The organism is Lelliottia nimipressuralis (assembly GCF_004402045.1).
GTDB lineage: Bacteria > Pseudomonadota > Gammaproteobacteria > Enterobacterales > Enterobacteriaceae > Enterobacter > Enterobacter chinensis.
Window position 1 is genome coordinate 77632 of sequence record NZ_SOMG01000030.1, and the last position, 17930, is coordinate 95561.

Here is a 17930-nt window from a genome sequence, read left to right on the forward strand (position 1 = left end):
ACCAGGATGTAATGGGTAACAGTCTGTATCAGGAGGTTTTTCGGAAAAGGTGGAGGTTGCGAGGTGTGGTTTCAGACATTAGCATCCTGATTTATCTGAATTTTTCGGAAAAATGATTACCAAAGCTTACTGTTTCAGTCATTTACGCTAAACGGATTCGCTTATATACTCGTGGGTCTGCTATCAGCAAACAGACGGATTTCATGTACCAACCTGTCGCACTCTTCATAGGCTTACGTTACATGCGTGGGCGCGCCGCGGACCGCTTCGGTCGCTTTGTCTCCTGGCTTTCGACTATTGGCATTACGCTTGGCGTGATGGCACTGGTGACGGTGCTTTCCGTCATGAATGGCTTTGAGCGCGAGCTGCAAAACAACATCCTGGGGCTGATGCCGCAGGCCGTACTCTCATCTACTAACGGTTCGGTTAACCCGCAGCAGCTGCCGGAAAGCGCGGCGAAGTTACAGGGTGTCACGCGCGTTGCGCCGTTGACGACCGGCGACGTGGTGCTGCAAAGCGCCCGAAGCGTGGCGGTCGGCGTGATGCTGGGTATTAACCCGGCGCAAAACGACCCGCTGACGCCTTACCTGGTTAACGTGAAGCAGACCGATCTCGAAGCCGGAAAATACAACGTTATTTTAGGTGAACAGCTTGCCGGCCAGCTTGGCGTCAACCGTGGCGACCAGCTGCGCGTGATGGTGCCCTCAGCCAGCCAGTTTACGCCGATGGGTCGCCTGCCAAGCCAGCGTCTGTTCACCGTAATTGGTACCTTTGCTGCCAACAGCGAAGTCGATGGTTACCAGATGCTGGTTAACATCCAGGACGCATCACGCCTGATGCGTTATCCGGCAGGGAATATCACTGGCTGGCGCCTGTGGCTCGACGCGCCGCTGAAGGTCGATACGCTCAGCCAGCAAAAGCTGCCGGACGGCACGAAATGGCAGGACTGGCGCGAGCGTAAAGGCGAACTTTTCCAGGCCGTTCGCATGGAAAAAAACATGATGGGGCTGCTGCTGAGCCTGATCGTGGCCGTAGCTGCCTTTAACATCATCACCTCGCTGGGCCTGATGGTCATGGAAAAACAGGGCGAAGTCGCCATTCTGCAAACCCAGGGGCTCACGCCGCGCCAGATCATGGCGGTCTTTATGGTGCAGGGCGCGAGCGCCGGGATTATCGGGGCGTTGCTCGGGGCGGCGCTGGGCGCGCTGCTTGCCAGCCAGCTTAATAACTTAATGCCGATCATTGGCGCGCTGCTTGATGGCGCGGCGCTGCCGGTGGCTATCGAGCCGCTGCAGGTGGTCGGTATTGCGCTGGCCGCGATGGCCATTGCGCTGCTTTCTACGCTTTATCCTTCCTGGCGCGCCGCCGCCACCCAACCCGCTGAGGCTTTACGTTATGAATAAGATCCTGTTGCAATGCGACAACCTGTCCAAACGCTATCAGGAAGGCTCTGTGCAGACTGACGTGCTGCACAATGTGAGCTTCAGCGTGGGTGAAGGCGAGATGATGGCGATTGTCGGTAGCTCTGGCTCCGGCAAAAGTACCTTATTACACCTGCTGGGCGGGCTGGATACCCCAACCAACGGCGACGTGATTTTCTCCGGCCAGCCGATGAGCAAAATGTCCTCCGCGGCGAAGGCCGAGCTGCGTAACCGCGAACTCGGTTTTATCTACCAGTTCCACCACCTGCTGCCGGATTTCACGGCGCTGGAAAACGTGGCGATGCCGCTGCTGATCGGTAAAAAGAAACCGGCAGAAATTAATACCCGCGCCAGCGACATGCTTAAAGCGGTAGGGCTGGGCCATCGCGGTAGCCACCGTCCGTCGGAGCTTTCTGGCGGCGAGCGCCAGCGCGTGGCGATTGCCCGCGCGCTGGTGAACAATCCGCGTCTGGTGCTGGCGGATGAACCTACCGGTAACCTGGATGCGCGCAATGCGGATAGTATTTTCCAGCTCCTGGGCGAGCTGAACGCCTCGCAGGGCACCGCATTTCTGGTTGTAACCCACGATCTGCAACTGGCAAAACGCATGGGGCGCCAGCTTGAGATGCGCGACGGCCATCTGAATGCAGAACTGACCCTGATGGGAGCGGAGTAATGGCTTCACCGTTATCGTTACTCATTGGGCTACGCTTTAGCCGCGGTCGCCGTCGCGGCGGTATGGTGTCGCTGATCTCCGTCATTTCGACCATCGGTATCGCCCTGGGTGTGGCGGTGCTGATTGTCGGCCTGAGCGCCATGAACGGCTTCGAGCGTGAGCTGAATAACCGCATTCTGGCGGTGGTGCCGCACGGTGAAATCGAACCGGTTAACCAGCCCTGGAGCAACTGGAGCGATGCCCTGACCAAAGTGGAAAAGGTCCCGGGCATCGCCGCTGCCGCACCCTATATTAACTTTACCGGGCTGGTGGAGAGCGGGGTAAACCTGCGCGCCATTCAGGTGAAAGGGGTGAACCCCGTCCAGGAAGAACGCCTGAGCGCGCTGCCGAAATATGTGCAGAACGGCGCGTGGGCGAACTTTAAGGCCGGCGAGCAGCAAATCATCATGGGTAAAGGCGTTGCCGATGCCCTGAAAGTGAAGCAGGGCGACTGGGTGTCGATCATGATCCCGAACGCCAGCGCCGATCACAAACTGCAGCAGCCTAAACGCGTGCGCCTGCACGTCACCGGTATTCTTCAACTGAGCGGTCAACTTGACCATAGCTTTGCAATGGTGCCGATGGAGGATGCTCGCCAGTATCTCGACATGGGCGACAGCGTAACGGGCATTGCCATCAAGGTTAACTACGTCTTTAACGCCAACAAACTGGTACGCGACGCGGGCAGCGTGACCAATAACTATGTCTACATCAAGAGCTGGATCGGCACTTACGGCTATATGTACCGTGATATCCAGATGATCCGCGCCATTATGTATCTGGCGATGGTGCTGGTGATTGGTGTCGCGTGCTTTAATATCGTCTCGACGCTGGTGATGGCGGTCAAAGACAAGAGCGGTGACATTGCCGTACTGCGTACCCTGGGGGCGAAAGACGGTCTTATTCGCGCCATCTTCGTTTGGTACGGTTTGCTGGCAGGGCTGTTTGGCAGCCTGTGCGGCGTGGTAATTGGCGTGGTGGTTTCCCTGCAGTTGACGCCGATTATCAACGGCATTGAAAAGCTCATTGGCCACCAGTTCCTGTCGGGTGACATCTATTTTATTGACTTCCTGCCGTCTGAACTGCACTGGCTGGACGTTTTTTATGTGCTGGTTACAGCACTTTTACTGAGTCTGCTGGCAAGCTGGTATCCGGCGCGTCGCGCAAGCCGAATTGATCCGGCGAGGGTATTAAGTGGCCAGTAATTACGTCATGATCTAGCGGCTTTCGGGCCGCCAGGTTAAAAGAGGAATGCGTTATGTATTACGGATTTGATATTGGCGGCACCAAGATTGCGCTCGGCGTGTTTGATAAAGACCTCAAACTGCAGTGGGAAACCCGCGTTCCCACGCCGCGCGAAAGCTACGACGATTTTTTAACCGCCATTGCCGCGCTGGTGGCGCAGGCCGATGAACGCTTTGGCGTGAAAGGCAGCGTCGGCATTGGTATTCCGGGTATGCCCGAAACTGACGACGGCACGCTGTATGCCGCCAACGTTCCTGCTGCCAGCGGTAAACCGCTGCGCGCCGATCTCTCTGCACTCCTTGAACGCGACGTGCGTTTAGACAACGATGCCAATTGCTTTGCACTCTCTGAAGCCTGGGATGATGAATTCCGTCAATATCCGCTGGTAATGGGACTGATCCTCGGCACCGGCGTCGGCGGGGGGATCGTGATCAACGGAAAACCAATCACCGGGCGCAGCTACATCACCGGCGAATTTGGTCATATTCGCTTGCCGGTGGACGCGCTGGACGTCGTCGGACGTGATTTTCCGCTGACCCGCTGCGGCTGCGGCCAGCACGGCTGTATTGAGAACTATCTCTCCGGCCGCGGGTTTGCATGGCTTTACGAACACTTCTATCATCAGAAACTTGAGGCCCCTCAAATCATTACCCTGTGGGAGCAAGATGATGCGCAGGCGCGTGAGCACGTCGAGCGCTATCTGGATCTGCTGGCGGTATGTCTGGGAAATATTCTCACCATCGTTGACCCGGATCTGCTGGTGATAGGGGGAGGGCTTTCAAACTTTACCGCGATTACGGAACGCTTGTCCGGGCGTTTGCCCCGACATTTATTGCCGGTCGCCCGCGTGCCGCGTATTGAACGCGCGCGACACGGGGACGCAGGAGGCATGCGCGGAGCCGCATTCCTTCATCTCACCGATTAGTTTACGAGGTTTCTATGCTGTCGCGTCGCCAGGGTCGACTCAGCCGTTTTCGCAAAAACAAACGCCGCTTACGTGAGCGCTTGCGCCAGCGGATTTTTTTCAGAGACAGAATGATGCCAGAAGCGATGGATAAACCCAGAGTGGTGGTGCTGACAGGGGCGGGGATCTCCGCCGAGTCAGGAATTCGAACCTTCCGCGCGGCGGACGGGTTGTGGGAAGAACACCGCGTGGAGGATGTAGCCACGCCGGAAGGCTTTGCCCGCGATCCGGATCTCGTGCAGGCGTTTTACAATGCCCGCCGTCGCCAGCTTCTCCAGCCAGAGATTGCACCAAATGCGGCGCATCTGGCGCTGGCGAAGCTGGAAGAGGCGCTGGGCGATCGTTTTCTGCTGGTGACGCAGAATATCGACAACCTGCACGAGCGGGCCGGCAATAAGAACATCATCCATATGCACGGTGAGCTGCTCAAGGTTCGCTGCGCCTGGAGCGGTCAGGTGCTGGACTGGAAAGAGGACGTGCTGCCAGAGGATAAATGCCACTGCTGCCAGTTCCCGTCGCGCCTGCGTCCGCACGTGGTCTGGTTTGGCGAAATGCCGCTGGGGATGGATGAGATCTACAGCGCGCTGGCGATGGCAGACGTGTTTATCGCCATCGGCACATCCGGTCATGTTTACCCGGCGGCAGGGTTTGTTCACGAAGCGCGCTTGCACGGTGCGCATACGGTAGAACTTAATCTGGAGCCCAGCCAGGTGGGCAGCGAGTTTGAAGAGAAGCACTATGGCCTGGCAAGCGCGGTCGTTCCGGAGTTTGTCGACAAGCTGCTGAAAGGGCTGTAACGGCAATCGCGTGAAAAGGCACCCGTCCTGCGGGTGCCTTATTATTTATGAATGAAAGAACGCCAGCGTCTTCTCCAGCGATTTAGCCTGTTCATCCAGCGAGAGTGCCGCCGCAGAGATCTGCTGAACCAGAGAGGCGTTCTGCTGGGTGGTGCTGTCCATCTGATTGACGGCGGTGCTGACCTGGCTAATCCCCCGATTCTGCTCGTCCAGCGCCTGAACAATATCGTTGATGACCAGATGCACATGCGACACCGCCTCAATCACCTGCTTCATCATCACGCCGGTTTCATTGACCAGCTCAACGCCTTTGCTGACGCGGCCTGAGGACTCGGCAATCAGCTGAGAGATCTCTTTTGCCGCATTAGCGCTTCGCTGGGCAAGATTGCGCACTTCGCCTGCCACCACCGCAAAACCGCGCCCCTGCTCGCCCGCGCGTGCGGCTTCAACGGCAGCATTCAGCGCCAGGATATTGGTCTGGAAGGCGATGCCATCGACGATGCTGTTAATCTCACCGATCTTACGTGCGCTCTCATCAATCTCCCCGATCACAACGACCACGTCGTTCACCAGCGTTTCGCCATGCCCGGCGAGGCTTGCGGCGCGATCGGTCAGCGTGGTGGCCTTGTGCGCGTTGTCGGCGTTATTCTTCACCGTGACCGAAATCTCTTCCATGCTGGCTGCCGTTTCAACAATTGCCGCCGCCTGTTCTTCGGTACGTGAGGCGAGGTCAAGGTTGCCCGCCGAAATTTCGCTGGTGCCGCCGTGCACGGAATGGCTGGCTTCGCTGATATTATCGACGATGCGCTTGAGCTGCATCTGCATGGTGTGCAGGGCATAAAAAATACTGTGGGTATCCCCGGAACGAACCGGGATGGTGTTGTTCAGATCTCCCCGGGCAACGGCCAGGGCGATCCCGGCGGCCTCCGAAGGTTCCCCTCCAACCGGGCGGTCAACTTTGCGGGTAAAGATCTGGGCCATCACCAGGCTAACCGCAACGATACTTAACACCATCATGGCGATGGCTTTCAGTAAAAATGCGCGCGCTTCGGCCATCACTTCGCTGACCGGGGTGACAATGGCGAGTTTCCACGGAGTCTGGCTATTACCGACGGCGATCTCCTGCCAGGTGATAAACGCATCCTCTTTCAGCAGCGGATCGTTTTCCCGGATAACCTCATGACCCGCAATCTGGCCCGCGTAAGGCTTGCCTGCAGCACGTTTGTCCGGGCTGGACACCACGTTGTTGCCTGCGGAAAGGAGCAGGGCGTAGCCTGTTCCGTTCCACGGTTTAATCGCCCCGATCGTCGATTGCAGCGTGGCAAGGGAGAAGTCAGAGGTGACCGAACCCAGGAACTGGCCGTCATGCATGATGGGGGCGGCAATCGAGGTGAGCATCACGTCTACGCCGTTGTAGGGGTAAATATAGGGCTCGATGATCACTTCTTTATGCCGTTGTTTCGGCAGCAAATAATAATCCCCGCTGCCGGGCGTTTCGATATCCGTCAGCAGGTGTAATGCCGGTTTGCCGGTGGCGTCGCGGTCGACGTAGCGGGCGTAACGCCCGCCAGGATCTTCCCCGCTTTGACCGGCAAAGGTGGCATCTTTATCGTCGAACGCGTTGGGCTCAAAGGCCATCGACATCGAGAGAAACTGTGGGTGAGCGGAGAGGTAGTGGATGAGCAGCTGATTAAGGCTCTGACGATCGGTCACGCCCGCTTCTCGCAGCGCCAGGGCGCTGTTGCCCATATCCCGGGCGGCCGCCAGGGCAGAATCCAGCTGTTTACTGACCTGCAACGATTGCACCTCAGCAATTTGACGGATATGTTTTTTGGCCAGAACCTCCTGCTTCGCCATCCACTGCCACATCATAAACCCGATCGTTGCCGTAAAGCCCACCGTCACGGTGAGGAAAATGGACAATAGCATCAACGTCTTGACTCTTATTTTTTGTTTTCGGACCATGGCGTCTTTCATTCTCATCTCCCGTAATGTCGTGCATGTCGGGCAGGCACTCAGTACTTATCGGATATTTCAGCCTCTTTCTGTAGAGCGCCGGATATATTTAATTTAAATTCCATAATATTAAATCCCGTTAATTAGTGTGGATGCTTTTATTTTGTGCATTCAATCAAAATAGCGCTCGATAATGCTCGTTATCGTGGTGTAGAAAGAGGATGCTAATAAATATAAAGTTGTAGAGGAGGATGGGATATGTACGGATTTATCGCGAGGCAACCCATTTTTAACCCTGAGATGAATACGGTAGCCTACGAGCTGCTCTTCAGAGATGGGATGACAAACCGCTTTCCGGATGTGTCGGCGGAATACGCCACATCCAGAATGATATCAGACCAGTTTTTATGTGTGCCGTCCCAGCGCATCGCCGGGGCACATACGTCGTTTATTAATTTCCCTTCAAGAATGGTCATCGACCGCAGTGGTGAAGCGCTCGATAAAGAGAGCGTGGTCATTGAGATCCTTGAAGATGCTGTGCCGGGGGCAGAGCTACTGCAGGCCGTTAGGGAGATGAATGCGCACGGCTATCAGTTTGCGCTTGATGATTTCACCCTTGCACCGGAATGGGATGCTTTTTTACCTTATATTTCGATACTGAAATTCGATGTCAGAAATTATACCTTAGCGCAAATTAAAGAGTATCTAAGTGAGCGTAAAAATCTGACCGGGCATATTAAATATCTCGCTGAAAAAATTGAGACTAAAGAGGAATTCGAACAATACCGGAAAGAAGGTTTTTCTTTGTTTCAGGGCTATTTTTTCTGCCGTCCGGAGGTCATTAAATATAAACGGTTGTCGCAAAATCAGCTGGCGATTTTCCGTCTGCAAATGGAAGTTGGGCGCAATAAACCTGATTTTCGGATCATCGAGTCGTTGATAAAAACCGACCTGACGCTGTCCTGGAAAATCATGCGTTACATGAAGCACACCGCATTTAAACATATCGGTGCCTGTAATTTCAGCAAGTTAACCCTGAGTGAAGTGCTCAGATACCTTGGTGAAAACCAGCTGAGACGGTTTGTTGCCGTTGTGGTCCTGGCAAGCGCGGGCAATGACACCGTCAGCGAGCTTTACCCGTTGAGTATGATGCGCGGTAAGTTCTGCGAGCTGATTGCTGAGACGATGAAGGAACCGGCGCTGGCTGAAAATGCGTTCATGTGCGGCCTGTTTTCACTGCTCGATACCCTGCTTGAGCTGCCGATGGCAGAGCTGATGAAGCAAATTGCGGTGCCGCAGAATGTGAGCAACGCGCTGTGCCATCAGGAGGGGCGGTTAGCCGATATCATTAATCTTTGCCGCTACTATGAACAGCAGCAGTGGGATGAGGCGACCGGGATCCGTCAGGCGCTGGGTCTGTCCGATGAGGACGTGGTCGAGGCGATGAGAAGGGCAACGATCTGGGCTGGGGAGAATGCGGTCAGTTAATCCTTCCTCACGCCAAACAGGCGGCGTGAGGAAGAGCGCGATACGGTTTATCGGCCCGCTTTTAATTTCTGGTAATACTCTTCGTAGAGGCGGCTGGCGTCGCCGACGTCGTTCTGCCATTCACCTTTACTGATGGTTTTGGCATCCGGATAAAGCGATTTATCGTTCGCCACTTCAGGCTTCAGCAGCTTGCGCGCAGCCAGGTTTGGCGTCGGGTAGCCAATCGTCTCAGCAACCTGTTTCGCCACGTCCGGGCGCAGCAGGAAGTTAATCAACTTCATCGCGCCATCCACGTTTTTCGCATTGGCAGGGATAGCGAGGCTATCCATCCAGAAGATCCCGCCTTCCTTCGGCCAGACCACCTCAAGCGGCGTACCGGCCTGGCGGGCAACATACGCGGAGCCGTTCCACACCATCCCCAGATTCACTTCGCCTTCCATATACGGGTTTGCCGGGTTGTCAGAGTTGAATGCCGCCACGTTAGGCATCAGCTTTTTCAGCTCGTTATACGCCGCTTCAATCTCTTTTGGGTCCGTCGTGTTGCCTGAGTAGCCCAGTTTACGCAGCGCGACCTGGAACACTTCGCGCGCATCGTCGGTTAACAACAGGCTCCCTTTGTATTCCGGTTTCCACAGGTCGGCCCAGCTGGTGACCGTTTTAGGATCGAGGGCATCGCCGTTGACGCCAATCGCGGTCGCGCCCCAGATATATGGAATGGAGTAGTCGTTATTGGGATCGAACGGTTTGTTAAGCATCTCCGGATCGAGATTTGAAAAATTGGTTAGCTTCGTTTTATCGATCTTCTGAATCATCCCCTCTTTGCGCATTTTGTCGACAAAATAGGTGGAAGGCACGACCAGATCGTACGCGCCGTCTTTGTACGTTTTCAGCTTGGCGTACATGGTTTCATTCGACTCGTAGGTCGAGTAGATAACCTTGATACCCGTCTCCTTCGTGAACTGTTCCAGCAGGCCCGGCGGCACATACTCGGTCCAGTTGTAGAAGTAGAGCGTTTTGCTGTCATCAGCGTGCGCGGCACCCATTCCAAGCACCAGTGCCGCAGCGGCGAGCATTTTTTTCATTTCATTGTCCCCTGAGATTTTGTTTTATCACGAGCAATAAGCTGGCTGGCAATGACCAGCACCAGCGAGAACACCAGCAGAATGGTCGCCAGCGCGTTCACCTCAGGCGAGACGCCGACTTTTACCATCGAATAGATCTTCAGTGGCAGAATTTCGTAGCTCGGCCCGGTCACGAAAGAGGAGACCACCACGTCATCCATCGACAACGTGAAGCTGAGCAGCCATCCCGCCGCGACGGCGGGCATCGCCAGCGGCAGGATGATTTTGCGCAGGATGGTCATCTCGCTGGCACCCAAATCTTTCGCCGCCTCCAGCATGCGCACGTCGAACCCTTTCAGGCGCGCAAAGACCGTCACCACCACAAACGGCAGGCAGAAGGTGATATGGGAGAACAGCAGTGACCAGAAGCCAAGCTGCACGCCCAGCAGCATAAACAGCACCAGTAGCGAAATGGCCATCACGATGTCCGGTGACATCATCACCACAAACAGCATGCCGCTGACGAACGGTTTGCCGCGAAAGCGATAGCGATACAGCGCGACGGCAGTGAGCGAACCAATCAGCGTGGCGAAGGTGGCGGAAAAAATCGCCATCGTCAGCGAGTGCTGCGCGGCCTGCAGGAGGCTGTCATTGTTCATCAGCAGGCTGTACCAGTTGGTGGTAAAACCTTGCCAGCTGATGCCAAAGCGCGAGCTGTTAAACGAGTTAACGATCAAAATGATAATCGGGATATAAAGGTAAGCGTAAATGGCGGTCATAAAACCGCCGCGAAGCAGTCGACCGATCATTCGAGTTCCACCTTCTTATTCAGCAGCCGTGAAGCGCGCCAGTAGACCAGCAGCATCAGCCCCATTACCACCGTCAGCGTAATGCTGGTCGCGGAACCGAACGGCCAGTCGCGAATGTTGAGGAACTGACTCTTGATCACATTCCCAATCAGCAGGTTTTTCGCTCCGCCCATCAGGTCAGATACGTAGAACAGGCCCATCGCCGGGAGCATCACCAGCAGACAACCCGCGATGATGCCGGGCATGGTCAGCGGGATGATAATGCGAATAAACGTCTGGAGCTTGCTGGCGCCCAAATCTTTTGCCGCTTCCAGCAGCGGTTTATCCAGCTTCTCAATACTGGAGTAGAGCGGCATCACCATAAACGGCAGCAGGATATAGACCAGACCCACAATCACCGCGCTCGGGGTAAACATGATGCGTATCGGGGTATCAATCACCCCCAGCCACAGCAGAAACGCGTTGAGATAGCCTTTGGTGCTGAGGAAAATTTTCAGCCCGTAGATGCGAATTAACGAGTTGGTCCAGAACGGCACAATCAGTAAAAACAGCAGCAGCGGGCGCACCTTCTGCGGCAGTTTCGCCAGAAACCACGCGAACGGGTAGCCCAGCACCAGGCAGGCAACGGTGGCAATCAGCGCCATATTGAGCGAGTGCAGCAGCACGTCAAAATAGAGCGGATCGAGCAGGCGCGCGTAGTTGTCCAGCGTAAAGACCAGCTTAACGAAGTTTGTATCGTCGCGGGTCAGGAAGCTGGTGGCGATAATCATCAGGTTGGGTAAAAAGACAAAGAGCACAAGCCAACCGACGATAGTGGCAATCACCACATTCTGGAACTTACTTGTGTTCTTCATCAGCCAGCACAACCTCCCAGCTTTCTACCCAGTTGATAACCATTTTCTGGTCGAGAGAGTGGTCGAAGTCAGGGTCGTCCTCATTAAAGAACTCGCTGACCATTACCATTTTGCCGTTCTCCAGTTCAACGACGGATTCCAGCGTCATCCCTTTGTAGTTGCGCTCGCGGATATAGCCGATAAGTCCTTCGGCCTCGGTGTTGCCGTGAATTTCGTCGACGCGCAGATCTTCCGGGCGCAGCAGAACGTTGAGCTTTTGTCCCGTTTCGACGGGGAAATTCACCGTGATATTGCACTCGCGGCCTTCAACGTTAGCCCGCACGCGCTGGTCATCCAGACGTTCAATCACCGTGGCGTTGAAGAGATTGATCTCACCAATGAAGCTGGCCACAAACAGGTTCTTCGGCTCTTCGTAAATTTCACGCGGCGTGCCGTCCTGCTCGATTTTGCCGTCGCGCATCACCACGATGCGGTCGGACATAGTCAGAGCTTCTTCCTGATCGTGCGTGACGAAGACAAAGGTAATGCCGAGCTTGCGCTGCAGGGCCTTGAGCTCGTTCTGCATCTGCTTGCGCAGTTTGTAATCCAGCGCCGAGAGGGATTCATCCAGCAGGAGCAGGCGTGGCTTGTTGACGACGGCGCGGGCGATGGCCACGCGCTGCTGCTGGCCGCCGGAAAGCTGATGGGGTTTACGCTGGGCAAACGTCTCAAGCTGCACCATACGCAGGGCTTCGGTGACGCGCGGTTCGATCTCATTCGCCGGAGTTTTTTGCATCCGCAGGCCAAACGCCACGTTCTCAAACACGGTCATGTGCGGGAACAGGGCATAGCTCTGAAAGACGGTATTGACGTGGCGATCTTCGGCGGGAACCCGCGTGATGTCCTGGTTTTCAAGATGGATATGGCCGTTATCGACGTTTTCCAGCCCGGCGATAAGGCGCAGTACGGTTGTTTTGCCGCAGCCAGAGGGGCCAAGCAGCGTAAGAAACTCACCGTCATTGATGGTGAGATTGAGGTCGGAAATGACGTCTTTACCATCAAAACTTTTACGAATTCGTTCCAGTTTCACCAGCGGCGAAAGTGAACGGGATTGTGTATTCAATTTTTGCGCTGTCCCATATAGACGCCTCAGGCAGCAGACTGAAGCGGGGTTTGTGTGTAACCACCTTGGTGACTCGTAATGAGGGCGGACATTCTACGGCAATCCCCTGCGATCGCCAATCCTTGTCACTGATTCATAAGCTACATTTACTTACGTATAACGATATAAACGGAAAATATTCTCGTTTGCGGGATAAAAGTGACCTGACGCAATATTTGCGTTTTGATGCTTATTGATAATGTTGTCACAAAAAGTGAGGGTGACTGCATGGATAAATTACTTGAGCGTTTTTTACAGTACGTTTCGCTGGATACCCAATCTAAGCCGGGTGTTCGCCAGGTGCCGAGCACCGAAGGCCAGTGGAAGCTATTAAACCTGCTTAAAGAGCAGCTTGACGCCATGGGGCTGGTCAACGTCACGTTAAGCGAGAAAGGCACTGTGATGGGAACGCTGCCGGCGAATGTCCAGGGTGACATTCCCGCGATTGGCTTTATCTCCCATGTCGACACCTCTCCGGATTTTAGCGGGAAACATGTGAACCCGCAGATTGTTGAAAACTACCGCGGTGGTGACATTGCGCTGGGCATTGGCGACGAAGTGCTCTCTCCCGTCATGTTCCCGGTTCTGCACCAGCTGCTGGGCCAGACGCTGATTACCACCGACGGTAAAACGCTGCTGGGCGCGGATGACAAGGCGGGCATCGCGGAGATCATGACGGCGCTGGCGGTGCTGAAGGGCAAAAATATCCCACATGGGGATATCCGCGTGGCCTTCACGCCGGACGAAGAGGTCGGCAAGGGCGCGAAGCACTTCGACGTGGAAGCCTTCAACGCGCAGTGGGCCTATACCGTCGACGGCGGCGGTGTCGGTGAGCTGGAGTATGAAAATTTCAATGCCGCATCCGTCACGATCAAAATTGTCGGCAACAACGTTCACCCCGGTTCGGCTAAAGGCGTCATGGTGAATGCGCTGTCACTGGCGTCGCGAATTCACGCGGAAGTCCCGGTGGAAGAGAGCCCTGAACAGACCGAAGGGTATGAAGGTTTCTATCACCTGACCAGCATCAAAGGCACCGTGGACAGCGCGCAGATGCACTACATCATCCGCGATTTCGACCGAAAAGCCTTTGAGGCGCGCAAGCGCAAGATGATGGAAATTGCGAAGAAGGTGGGCAAAGGCTTACATCCTGATTGCTATATTGAGCTGATCATCGAAGACAGCTATTACAATATGCGTGAGAAGGTGATGGCCCATCCGCATATTCTTGATATCGCCCAGCAGGCCATGCGCGACTGCGACATTGAACCGGTATTAAAACCGATTCGCGGTGGTACCGACGGCTCGCAGCTTTCATTCATGGGGTTACCGTGCCCGAACCTGTTTACCGGGGGATATAACTACCATGGTAAACATGAGTTCGTGACGCTGGAAGGGATGGAGAAAGCGGTGAAGGTGATTGTGCGGATTGCGGAGTTAACTGCGACGCGGTAAGACATTGCCCGGTGGCGCTTCGCTTACCGGGCCTACGATCGGAATGTAGGCCGGGTAAGGCGCAGCCGCCACCCGGCATTAAGGCAAGGAGCGCCCATGTCAAACTATCGTCGCCACTACGCTCCCGGCGGCACCTGGTTTTTTACCGTTAACCTGCAAAACCGTCAGAGCGATTTGCTCACCCGTCATATCGATAGCCTCCGTGCCGCGACTGCCGCAGTTAAACGTGCAAAGCCTTTTACAATAAACGCCTGGGTTATCCTTCCTGAGCATATGCACTGTATCTGGACCTTACCGGAAGGAGACAGTGATTTTTCCGCCCGCTGGCGGGACATCAAAAAGACATTTAGCCGCAACATCGACATGCGCCATATATGGCAGCCACGCTTCTGGGAGCACACCGTCCGTAATGAAGAGGACTACCGTCGGCATGTGGATTACATTTACATCAATCCGGTGAAACATGGCTATGTCAGTAAGGTCAGCGACTGGCCGTTTTCGACATTCCATCGGGACGTACGGGAAGAATTGTATCCGGTGGATTGGGCCGGAGAGATCGAGGATTTTGCGGCGGGTGAGCGGAAGTAAAAAGCCGGGTGGCGGCTTCGCCTTACCCGGCTTACAAAACCAGTGAACGTAGGCCCGGTAAGCGAAGCGCCACCGGGCATTAAAGCGACTCAGTCCTCAAAGAACCAGTACCCGCTATTGACCAGCGCGGCCAGCATTGCGAGGAAGGACGGATCCTCCAGCGCATCGCCAAAGGTTTCGGCAGTCAACGTCAGATGGCTGGCAATCGCTTCCAGCGCCGGACGGTGCGGGGAATCCAGTTTCTCGCCGTTGACGAACACCTCCTCACCAATACGCAGCACGCGCAACCCGCCCAGACGCACCAGCTTATCGCCCTGCTGAAGGGCATCATAGATCTCGTCGGCCTGATAAGGCGGCTCTGGCGGTGCAACGTCCAGCTCATGACGCGACTGGCTGATAAACTCACCAAACCACTGTCGGAAATGTTCCGGTTCGTTGATCAGATCCAGCATCATGCCGCGCAGCTTATCCAGCTCTGCGGGCAGGATATCGGCCGGATGCTCGCGCGCAGGCACGTCCGGATCGCTGTAACGATAGCTGCCCAGCTCGCGCTGCAGAACATAGTCGGCAAATCCGCTGATCATCTCGCGGCCGCTTGGCGCGCGGAACCCAACGGAGTAGTTTAGCGAATTTTCCAGGGAGTAACCTTCGTGAGGGAATCCCGGCGGAATGTAGAGAATATCGCCCGGCTCCAGCTCTTCATCGATAATTCCTTCAAAGGGATCAACCTGAAGCAGGTCCGGATGCGGGCAGTGCTGTTTCATTGGCACTTTCTCGCCCACGCGCCAGCGGCGGCGGCCCGTACCCTGAATGATAAACACGTCGTACTGGTCCAGATGCGGGCCCACGCCGCCACCCGGCACGGAGAAGGAGATCATCAGATCGTCCATTCGCCAGTCGGGCAGTGCGCGGAACGGGCGCATTAAGGCGGCAGTTGGCTCGTGCCAGTGGTTAACCGCCTGCACCAGCAGCGACCAGTTGTTTTCACCGAGGTGATCGTAGCTTTCGAAAGGACCGTGGCTGACCTGCCATTTGCCGTCCTGGTGGCTGACCAGACGGCTGTCGACTTCGTTTTCCATGGCCAGACCGGCCAGTTCGTCAGGCGAGATAGGGTCGACAAAATTGCTGAACCCGCGTTTCAGAACCACCGGGCGCTTTTGCCAGTAACGTTCAATAAACTCGGGCCAGTTGAGTGTTAAGTGATAATCCATATTTTTTTATTCCGCAGGCTCTTACTGACTCGGATTATAACGGAAGCTCAGCCCCCCGGCTGCGAGATCCTCGCATTTTTCACATAACGGGTTAACTATCGTTCGATGTGGGCTGCTGACGACCAAAAATAACCTCCATTCTGGCGCCGCCCAGCAAACTTTCGCTGGTTTCGATTTTTCCGTCGTACTGGTCGACAACCTCCCGGGCGACGGCTAATCCAACGCCCTGACCGGGACGCAACGTATCGGCGCGTTGACCACGATCGAACACTACATCACGTTTATTGCGTGGGATCCCCGGGCCATCATCCTCAACGATAATATGCAGTTCGGTATCCGTCTGGCGTGCAGACACTTCTACGAACTCCAGGCAGTATTTGCAGGCGTTATCCAGCAGGTTACCCATCACCTCCATGAAATCATTTTTTTCACCTACAAAGCTTATCTCAGGCGAGATATCGAGGCTGATATTCACCCCTTTACGCTGATACACCTTGTTGAGGGCGGACGTGAGGTTATCCAGAATCGGTGCCACCGGATGCAGTTCACGGCTTAGCAGCGCGCTTCCTGAACGCATACTGGCGCGGTGCAGATAATAGCCAATTTGCTGTGAAATACGGCTGATCTGTTCCAGCATCACCGGCTCGGCATCATCGACGCTCAGCTTTGCGCTGCGCATTGAACGCAGGGTGCTCTGCATGACGGCCAGCGGGGTTTTCAGGCTGTGAGTAAGGTCGGTAAGGGTAGTACGGTATTTATCATAGCGTTCGCGTTCACTTTTCAGCAGCCGGTTGAGGTTGCGCACCAGGCTGGTGAGTTCACGAGTAGTTTCCGGATTAAGCTTCTCACGATGATGTTCCTCCAGCTCCCGAACCTCTTTCGCCAGTGATTCAATGGGGCGTAAGCTCCACCACGCCGCGACCCACAGCAGTGGGATCACCAGCAGCAGATTCGCAGCCAGAACGTAAATGAACCAGCTCCAGACCATATAAGAACGCTTCAGTTCGACCGGAATGGTGTCGATCACCACGATGGTCAGCTGCGGCATGTTCAGCGTCGCCGGATAGAGGTTAATCGCAACGGAGTGCGTCATTTCCGTTTCGGCATCATCAGTGCGGATCTCGTTCAGCTTTTGCTGCAGGGAGCGATCTTCACGGATCAGCGAGCTGGTGGTGTTGAGATCCGCTTCAATTTCATGAAACCCATTGGTTTTGAGCCATTCCGGACGAATGCTTTTGACCAGCCACGGGATTTCACGCTGGGCCCAAAGTAACTTACCCTTTTCGTCATAAATCAGGGCCAGCGTGGGGCTCTGCTGGTTGAGGTTTTCCGGCATTTCGACGGTGATTCTGTTGTTTTCCCACTTCGCCAGGGTATAAAACAAATTGCTTTCGCCACGCAACAGTCGAAAGGTGGTTTTATCAAAACTGACGCTGTAGCCCACCAGAGCGACCATGCCGTAGGAGAGCGACAGCACCAGTACCACGGCGGCCGTTGCCAGTAAAAAACGCACCCGCAGCGACAGGGGCAAAATATGGCGCAAAATCCGTCTCATTTAGCGTAATTCGAACAGGTAGCCCTGGCCACGGACGGTGGTAATCACATCCTGTGGATACTGCGCCTGAATTTTTTTACGCAAACGTCCCATCAGCACATCAATGGTATGGCTCTCGCGCAGTTCGGCGTCAGGGTAGAGCTGGAGCATTAAGGAATCTTTGCTCACCACCTTGCCATTGTTACGGATCAGCGTTTCCATGATGGTGTATTCGAAGGCGGTGAGCTTGATCACTTCATCATTGATTGCTAACTCCCGGCGGGAGAGATCAACCTGGAAAGGCGGGATGGAAATAACCTGTGAAGCCAGCCCGCTGTTGCGGCGTAACAGCGCCTGCATGCGCGCCGCCACTTCTTCAATATGAAACGGCTTGGTGACGTAATCATCTGCACCCGCGCTGAGCACTTCGACCTTATCCTGCCAGCCTTCACGTGCGGTCAGAACGAGAACCGGCAGGGAAACATCATGGCTGCGCCAGCGACGAATTAACGACAGGCCATCTTCATCAGGCAACCCTAAATCGACAATGGCGATATCCGGCAGATGTTCATTGAGATAATAATCGGCTTCTTTTGCATCTTCAGCATCGTCCACCTGATGTCCCATCTCCTGAAGCTGAACCTTCAGGTGATGGCGTAGCAATGCGTTATCCTCAACAACCAGTACGCGCATC

Annotated in this window: 16 protein-coding genes; 8 read left to right on the forward strand and 8 right to left on the reverse strand. The window is 55.1% G+C overall.

What is annotated here, in order from left to right; translation table 11 throughout:
* The first annotated feature begins 203 nt into the window (after window positions 1–203).
* Genes lolC through cobB form a run of 5 tightly spaced genes read left to right on the forward strand, consistent with a single transcriptional unit; the run spans window position 204 to window position 5142 of the window.
* Window positions 204–1403, forward strand: a complete 1200-nt coding sequence (lolC, locus tag E3U32_RS17925; RefSeq protein WP_166790957.1) for a lipoprotein-releasing ABC transporter permease subunit LolC — start codon at window positions 204–206, stop codon at window positions 1401–1403.
* A complete protein-coding gene (lolD, locus tag E3U32_RS17930; RefSeq protein ID WP_134349854.1) occupies window positions 1396–2097 on the forward strand; it encodes a lipoprotein-releasing ABC transporter ATP-binding protein LolD in 702 nt (233 codons plus the stop codon). Before lolC ends, lolD begins: the two co-directional genes overlap by 8 nt.
* Window positions 2097–3341 (forward strand): lipoprotein-releasing ABC transporter permease subunit LolE, encoded by a 1245-nt coding sequence (gene lolE / locus E3U32_RS17935; protein ID WP_134349855.1) that lies wholly within the window; start codon window positions 2097–2099, stop codon window positions 3339–3341. Before lolD ends, lolE begins: the two co-directional genes overlap by 1 nt.
* Before the next feature lie 53 nt (window positions 3342–3394).
* Window positions 3395–4306: an N-acetylglucosamine kinase gene (nagK, locus tag E3U32_RS17940; RefSeq protein ID WP_134349856.1), complete on the forward strand. Its 912-nt coding sequence runs from the start codon at window positions 3395–3397 to the stop codon at window positions 4304–4306.
* A 14-nt stretch (window positions 4307–4320) separates the two neighbouring features.
* The gene (gene cobB, locus E3U32_RS17945; protein ID WP_047348973.1) at window positions 4321–5142 is read left to right on the forward strand and encodes a Sir2 family NAD+-dependent deacetylase; all 822 of its coding nucleotides are present in this window, start codon (window positions 4321–4323) and stop codon (window positions 5140–5142) included.
* Window positions 5143–5187: 45 nt separating this feature from the next.
* Here cobB and E3U32_RS17950 read toward each other — a convergent pair whose 3' ends face one another.
* A complete protein-coding gene (locus E3U32_RS17950) occupies window positions 5188–7119 on the reverse strand; it encodes a methyl-accepting chemotaxis protein (protein WP_134349857.1) in 1932 nt (643 codons plus the stop codon).
* 237 nt (window positions 7120–7356) lie between these two features.
* Between E3U32_RS17950 and E3U32_RS17955 the strand changes: the two genes are divergently transcribed.
* The gene (locus tag E3U32_RS17955; RefSeq protein ID WP_134349858.1) at window positions 7357–8586 is read left to right on the forward strand and encodes an EAL and HDOD domain-containing protein; all 1230 of its coding nucleotides are present in this window, start codon (window positions 7357–7359) and stop codon (window positions 8584–8586) included.
* 47 nt (window positions 8587–8633) lie between these two features.
* Here E3U32_RS17955 and potD read toward each other — a convergent pair whose 3' ends face one another.
* The 4 genes from potD to potA are packed head-to-tail and all read right to left on the reverse strand — an operon-like array spanning window position 8634 to window position 12442.
* Window positions 8634–9668, reverse strand: a complete 1035-nt coding sequence (potD, locus tag E3U32_RS17960) for a spermidine/putrescine ABC transporter substrate-binding protein PotD (protein ID WP_134349859.1) — start codon at window positions 9666–9668, stop codon at window positions 8634–8636.
* Entirely contained in the window at window positions 9665–10456 is a 792-nt protein-coding gene (gene potC / locus E3U32_RS17965; RefSeq protein WP_134349860.1) for a spermidine/putrescine ABC transporter permease PotC, read from the reverse strand. The genes potD and potC overlap by 4 nt, the downstream gene beginning before the upstream one ends.
* Complete coding sequence (gene potB, locus E3U32_RS17970) at window positions 10453–11310, reverse strand: spermidine/putrescine ABC transporter permease PotB (RefSeq protein ID WP_134349861.1); 858 nt, start codon at window positions 11308–11310, stop codon at window positions 10453–10455. Before potB ends, potC begins: the two co-directional genes overlap by 4 nt.
* Window positions 11294–12442, reverse strand: a complete 1149-nt coding sequence (gene potA / locus E3U32_RS17975) for a spermidine/putrescine ABC transporter ATP-binding protein PotA (protein ID WP_166790977.1) — start codon at window positions 12440–12442, stop codon at window positions 11294–11296. The genes potB and potA overlap by 17 nt, the downstream gene beginning before the upstream one ends.
* 237 nt (window positions 12443–12679) lie before the next feature.
* Between potA and pepT the strand changes: the two genes are divergently transcribed.
* Entirely contained in the window at window positions 12680–13903 is a 1224-nt protein-coding gene (pepT, locus tag E3U32_RS17980; RefSeq protein WP_134349863.1) for a peptidase T, read from the forward strand.
* A gap of 96 nt (window positions 13904–13999) precedes the next feature.
* Window positions 14000–14491 carry an REP-associated tyrosine transposase gene (locus tag E3U32_RS17985; protein WP_134349864.1) on the forward strand — a complete coding sequence of 164 codons (492 nt, stop codon included), beginning with the start codon at window positions 14000–14002 and terminating at the stop codon, window positions 14489–14491.
* Window positions 14492–14580: 89 nt separating this feature from the next.
* Here E3U32_RS17985 and E3U32_RS17990 read toward each other — a convergent pair whose 3' ends face one another.
* The 3 genes from E3U32_RS17990 to phoP form a co-directional block, all read right to left on the reverse strand.
* A complete protein-coding gene (locus tag E3U32_RS17990) occupies window positions 14581–15702 on the reverse strand; it encodes a cupin domain-containing protein (RefSeq protein WP_134349865.1) in 1122 nt (373 codons plus the stop codon).
* Between the two features lie 91 nt (window positions 15703–15793).
* Complete coding sequence (gene phoQ / locus E3U32_RS17995) at window positions 15794–17257, reverse strand: two-component system sensor histidine kinase PhoQ (RefSeq protein WP_134349866.1); 1464 nt, start codon at window positions 17255–17257, stop codon at window positions 15794–15796.
* Window positions 17258–17929 carry a two-component system response regulator PhoP gene (gene phoP, locus E3U32_RS18000; protein ID WP_028019015.1) on the reverse strand — a complete coding sequence of 224 codons (672 nt, stop codon included), beginning with the start codon at window positions 17927–17929 and terminating at the stop codon, window positions 17258–17260.
* Window position 17930 lies beyond the last annotated feature (1 nt).

What these genes read in the sequence shown, in the direction of transcription:
- lolC (WP_166790957.1), top strand. Translation starts at nt 204, where the DNA reads ATGTACCAACCTGTCGCACTCTTCATAGGCTTACGTTACATGCGTGGG.
- lolD (WP_134349854.1), top strand. Translation starts at nt 1,396, where the DNA reads ATGAATAAGATCCTGTTGCAATGCGACAACCTGTCCAAACGCTATCAG.
- lolE (WP_134349855.1), top strand. Translation starts at nt 2,097, where the DNA reads ATGGCTTCACCGTTATCGTTACTCATTGGGCTACGCTTTAGCCGCGGT.
- nagK (WP_134349856.1), top strand. Translation starts at nt 3,395, where the DNA reads ATGTATTACGGATTTGATATTGGCGGCACCAAGATTGCGCTCGGCGTG.
- cobB (WP_047348973.1), top strand. Translation starts at nt 4,321, where the DNA reads ATGCTGTCGCGTCGCCAGGGTCGACTCAGCCGTTTTCGCAAAAACAAA.
- E3U32_RS17950 (WP_134349857.1), bottom strand. Translation starts at nt 7,119, where the DNA reads ATGAAAGACGCCATGGTCCGAAAACAAAAAATAAGAGTCAAGACGTTG.
- E3U32_RS17955 (WP_134349858.1), top strand. Translation starts at nt 7,357, where the DNA reads ATGTACGGATTTATCGCGAGGCAACCCATTTTTAACCCTGAGATGAAT.
- potD (WP_134349859.1), bottom strand. Translation starts at nt 9,668, where the DNA reads ATGAAAAAAATGCTCGCCGCTGCGGCACTGGTGCTTGGAATGGGTGCC.
- potC (WP_134349860.1), bottom strand. Translation starts at nt 10,456, where the DNA reads ATGATCGGTCGACTGCTTCGCGGCGGTTTTATGACCGCCATTTACGCT.
- potB (WP_134349861.1), bottom strand. Translation starts at nt 11,310, where the DNA reads ATGAAGAACACAAGTAAGTTCCAGAATGTGGTGATTGCCACTATCGTC.
- pepT (WP_134349863.1), top strand. Translation starts at nt 12,680, where the DNA reads ATGGATAAATTACTTGAGCGTTTTTTACAGTACGTTTCGCTGGATACC.
- E3U32_RS17985 (WP_134349864.1), top strand. Translation starts at nt 14,000, where the DNA reads ATGTCAAACTATCGTCGCCACTACGCTCCCGGCGGCACCTGGTTTTTT.
- E3U32_RS17990 (WP_134349865.1), bottom strand. Translation starts at nt 15,702, where the DNA reads ATGGATTATCACTTAACACTCAACTGGCCCGAGTTTATTGAACGTTAC.
- phoQ (WP_134349866.1), bottom strand. Translation starts at nt 17,257, where the DNA reads ATGAGACGGATTTTGCGCCATATTTTGCCCCTGTCGCTGCGGGTGCGT.
- phoP (WP_028019015.1), bottom strand. Translation starts at nt 17,929, where the DNA reads ATGCGCGTACTGGTTGTTGAGGATAACGCATTGCTACGCCATCACCTG.